4 protein-coding genes are annotated in these 3,837 nt (G+C 39.4%); all 4 read right to left on the bottom strand.

Annotated features, from left to right (window positions below; translation table 11 throughout):
* Positions 1 to 444: hypothetical protein (locus ACTHJT_RS03920; protein ID WP_440236499.1), on the bottom strand; the 444-nt coding region annotated here is incomplete at its 3' end.
* A 157-nt stretch (positions 445 to 601) separates the two neighbouring features.
* Complete coding sequence (locus ACTHJT_RS03915; protein ID WP_440236498.1) at positions 602 to 1,387, bottom strand: bestrophin-like domain; 786 nt, start codon at positions 1,385 to 1,387, stop codon at positions 602 to 604.
* 109 nt (positions 1,388 to 1,496) lie between these two features.
* Positions 1,497 to 2,261, bottom strand: a complete 765-nt coding sequence (gene map / locus ACTHJT_RS03910; protein ID WP_440236496.1) for a type I methionyl aminopeptidase — start codon at positions 2,259 to 2,261, stop codon at positions 1,497 to 1,499.
* A gap of 151 nt (positions 2,262 to 2,412) precedes the next feature.
* Positions 2,413 to 3,651, bottom strand: coding sequence for a porin (locus ACTHJT_RS03905; protein WP_440236495.1), 1,239 nt, complete (start codon positions 3,649 to 3,651; stop codon positions 2,413 to 2,415).
* Positions 3,652 to 3,837: the final 186 nt, after the last annotated feature.

Below are 3,837 nucleotides of genomic sequence, written 5' to 3'. Positions count from 1 at the left end.
AATAAATATAATGTTCGGTTCTCCGGGCTGGTATGGATTGGTTCGTTTAGGAAAAAAATAATTCAATTTTGTTAAACCGCTATCTTTTACAACTAATGTACCTGAATACTTCTTATGAATGATTGCTATTTCAGTAAAATTAAATTCTCTGATCAAACCTTCCGCATCTTCAAACTTCAATGATGTATTATCAATAAAATACTGTCCATTGGAAAGTTTTTTCAATTTATCATTTGCCAATCTTAGTCCAAGATAAATTGCCGATAAAATAATAACCGTTATAATAATAACAAGCCAGAAAGGAAAAGTATTATTGAGACTATATGCAATCCATGCCTGCATAGACAAAATAACAAGCGTTAAAATAGCAAACACAGCAATCCTGCGCTTATCAATATTGTGTATATACGAATCGATTTGATTTTTATCTACTTGATATTTCATAGCTTGATCAACCATTAATTACAAAGTGCTTCCTGACGAAGCATGTCTGTATATTCATTTACTTTCTCAAGGTAATCAGTAAAAATCTGTTAGACAAAACATCTAAAAAAAAGAGCTTAACACCAATGGTATTAAACCCTCTGAAACGATATTTTTATTATCTAACCAAATGTTCCAACACTTCCTGGTAAGCTTCCGATGATACGGACAAGACTCCTCTGAATGGATAATCAAGCATCAACACTAAATATACCAATGAACCTACCGCAATGCCAATAAGACTATTCAGAATAAGATGCATGCGCAGGCTCGGAATATTAAACAGCCAACAGATGGCAATGGTGATAGCTGCGCCAACTAAAATCATTGCCCACACGATACCTGGCATGCCTTGTTTTACCGAACTCAATCGCAAACGTCGTAATTCTGATATTTTATTAAACTGACGAAGTGCTTCCGCCATGACAATTTCTTCTCTTTTTGTTTTGGGTTCGAAAGAATAAAGTGTTTGATGAAAGTCTGTCAGGATCTGGGTTCCGTCTGTTTTAGCAATACCTTTATTATGTAAAGGCCATGCCACGTTAATAATGTACTCTAAATGATATGCTAATTTCTTTTGCAGTATTTCCCGCTCCGGTTCAGGGAAAGCTGTCACATCACGGTATAACGCATTGATCGCAGATGACTCCATCAATACTTTTTCTTCCGCATCTTCAAAATTTTCCCAGACACCTGCTGCCAGCAAACCCAGCGTGATACCGTAGAAAACACCTATCGCAGAAAGGTAAAAGGCAATCTGATCATTGTTGTCATGGCCCTCCCACCATTTTGAAACAAAAGGTTTTAATATAAAAATACCTGCAATGGAAAAGAGGGTCATTGAACCAACAACAATTGAAAAAGACAATACCAAGGGCAGGTCGTATAACCAAAAGTAATCCATAAAAACGATGTTTGAAAAAGTTAACGAATAAGCAAAGTAAATATTTTTTAAAGTTACTATCAATACTTCATCCGGAAGTAATCAATAGATTCAATTAATTATATTGACATCAATTCCAGATCTCGTTCATTGCTGTCAACACCACCGGTTCACCGTCTGTAACAACGATTGTATGCTCATGCTGTGCCATGAAACCGCCTCTGTTACCAACCATTGTCCAGCCATCGTTTGTTGTCTCCGCATAGGTTGAAGTTGTTGAGATAAAAGTTTCAATGGCTACGACAGAATTTTTTCTGAACCGCTTACGATTGAATACATCTCTGTAGTTGGCTATTTCATGCGGCTCTTCATGCAGCCCTCTGCCGACACCATGACCAGTCAAATTCTTAATTACTTTGTAGCCGTGCTTCTTCGCTTCGGTTTCAATCAAGTGACCAATATCTGAAATCAGCACACCGCCTTTAATATTATAAATTGCTTTATGCAGAATTTCTTTTGAAACATTCACGAGTTTTTGATATTGATGAATATCTTCGCCAAGTACAAAGGAGCTGCCGTTGTCCGACCAGAAGTCGTTGAGTTCTGCTGATACATCAATATTAATCAAATCACCTTCCTGCAAAATCCGCTTGTCTGAAGGAATACCATGGCAGAATTCGTTGTTCACGCTGATACATGTCCAGCCCGGAAAACCGTAGGTAGCAAATGGTGCAGACTTTGCACCGAAACCGGAAAGAATCTTTGCGCCATAGTTATCGAGCTCCTTTGTTGTCATGCCGGGTTGTGCATAGCTACACATTTTCTTCAGTGTATAGGCAACGGCTTCACTCGCCTTTTGCATTCCTATTAGTTCAGCTTCGTTTGTTATTGACATAGTGTACTTTTATACTATTTATTCTACTTGCTGTGGATTATGGCATCCATTTTTCTCTTCAACATGTCTATGAATTCATAATTCATAATTATTTCCAATTCACTTCTATCCCTTTAAGAATAAAATTACTTTCCAGTCTCATTCAATAACTTTACAATACCGTCAACTGCAGACGTGCCTGGAAAATCTGCAATGATCCTTTCAATCCATATCTTTCAAGAATACCGTAGCCGTAGATAAACTCCATACGTACCGCCTTTGATATATACCAGTTCACCATTGGCGTAATACGATAGAATGTACCGCCCTGAATCAAACCATCATCCAGACCCAGGTAAGAGAAACGAAGCACGGCTTCCCATTCACCTATGCCACCTTTAAAAACTGATTTACGAACAGGCACAAAGCCAAAGATACTTCCTTTGGTTATGTATGGACGCTTCGTCTTCGTCAGGAGATAAGTGAACACAACGTCGCCGCCAAAAAACTGGTGGTTCGCTGCCGATTGGGAATGAAACTGATGCACCATCATTTCCGATCCCATCAATACACGGCCAGTGCTGTAATATATTTCTCCGCCTATATGCATGGAATAGTCTGCTGAAAAAGTACCTGTATTAATAATGTACGGAACCGGATTTGACTCCGGCCGCGACTTCAATGCGATCTTTCCATCGTTTGGTTTTCCATAGCGGTAGTTACCTGCAATATGAAGCACCTTACTTTTTTCCTGATTATAAAACGCCAGCCATCCTACCCGGGCATCTGTCTGCCATTCGTACGTTGAGAAACTCTGTTTTTTAGAAAAGTAATCATTGAAGTATCCAAGGTTCCAGAAGACTCTTGTTTTGGGATGATGGCCAAAATACTTGATACCATCTGCCAGAATTGGAATAACATCAAGGGCCATCTGCCTTTCTGCCGTCCACGGAGAGTGACCGTTCATTACTTTAACCATGGAATAACCCTCTTTGGTTCGGCCGACAAAAATATGTCCGAACAGCTCCGGTACACCAAGCGTAATACCCGTTTCGCGAAGCAGCCAGATCTTTTTATCACCGTCGTACATGAAACCAGCCTTCCATGCAAGATCCCTTTTAACTTTAAATACACCGCTGGCCATGAGCCTGAAATCCCGGGTCATCATTTTTGCGGTTACAGATTCTCCCAACGAATCCATTTGTTGTTTGAATACAGAACTCTGCACATACGTTGCTGCATCGCCTATATAACCAAAGCCAACCCGCATGGTTGAATAGGTCCCTTCAAACTCATTAGGCTGGTTTTTCTTTTTCAGGTAATCATCCGGATTCACTTTAAGCAACAAACCGGTTGTTCCATCAGGTACTTCTTTGGAAGTATCCTGTTGGGCATAGGTATTATAATTCAAAAAAGGACTGAGCAATAGCAACAGTACTGTAAAACAAATAGGGCATTTCATGAGGAGAATTTTGTGTAATTAAATCAAATTTTACAGGCTTATCAAAACCACACATCCATTATCTCAGCAGCAATACCACTGCAAGCGCAACGCAAGGCCCCAGAAGCCCCAGTACACGTCCCATGATTTTATAAT

It is taken from the genome of Cytophaga sp. (assembly GCF_051961495.1).
Classification (GTDB): domain Bacteria; phylum Bacteroidota; class Bacteroidia; order Cytophagales; family Cytophagaceae; genus Cytophaga.
This window is presented reverse-complemented; position numbering and strand designations above follow the sequence as displayed.